Source organism: Planomonospora algeriensis (genome assembly GCF_977012225.1).
The window spans coordinates 1-915 of sequence record NZ_CDRNDK010000950.1 but is presented as its reverse complement, the minus strand read 5'-3'; the positions used below and the strand labels follow the sequence as shown (position 1 = coordinate 915).

Here is a 915-nt window from a genome sequence, read left to right as displayed (position 1 = left end):
CCGCCGCCGCCCCGGTCGCGCGCCCCGCGGGACCGGTAGAGGCGTCCCCGCCCCTCCACGGTCTCGGCGGCGCGCACCACGACCGGGAGCCGCTCGGTGAGGACCGGGCCGAGCCGGCGGGCCCGCCAGATCGCGAGCAGCCCGATCGCGATCAGGAGCTGGACGGCGGCCCACGTGACGCCGGGCGGGACCAGGTCCTGTATGGACGCCTTCCCCTCCGCCGCCGCGGCCTGGGGCAGCGAGGGGGCCAGCCAGGTCACGGCGGGCCTGGCGCCGGCCAGGTTCATCGCGAGGGCGGCGTCGCCGTCGTCGGCCAGCCGCTCGTTGGTCATGAACTCGCCGGAGCCGACCACGGTGACGGTCCGGCCGCCGGTCGAGAAGCTCACCAGGGCGCCGCCGTAGCAACTGCGCGCCCCGGGCGGCGGATCGTAGGAGACGCCGCCGGTCACGGCGGTGCCCGCGCGCACCGCGGCGGGCAGGTCGCAGCCGGGCGCCCGCGACTCCACGTCCGTCAGCGCGCCCGCGCCGACCTCCGGGGCGAGCGCCTGCAGCGCCTGCGTCACCGGCTCGACGAGCAGCCGGTCGCCGGGCAGCGCGGCGAGGTCGCGCAGCAGCGCCTCGTCGGCGAGGAACCGGCTCTGCGCGACCACCAGCAGCGAGTCGGGGCCGGTCAGCTCGCGGGCCTCCTCGACGGTGCCCGCGGGCCGTACGTCGACCCCCTGGTCGCGCAGGAGCTGGACGAGGGCGTGCGCGCCCCGCGGGGTGGTCGACTCAGCGCTGAGGTAGCCGCCGGTGCCCGGCCGGGTGGCCAGGGCGGTGACCAGGGCGAACGCGGCCAGGAGCGGCCAGGACGCCAGCGGTCCGCGCCAGCGCGCCCAGACGCGCGCGTCCGGGGCGAGGCGGGGTCTGCTCGCC

1 protein-coding gene is annotated in these 915 nt (G+C 79.1%); it reads right to left on the bottom strand.

Going from position 1 to position 915, the window contains the following annotated elements:
* Positions 1-915, bottom strand: a 915-nt coding sequence (locus ACWJ6R_RS37105) for a DUF4350 domain-containing protein (protein WP_449066666.1), incomplete at both ends; no start/stop codon positions are given.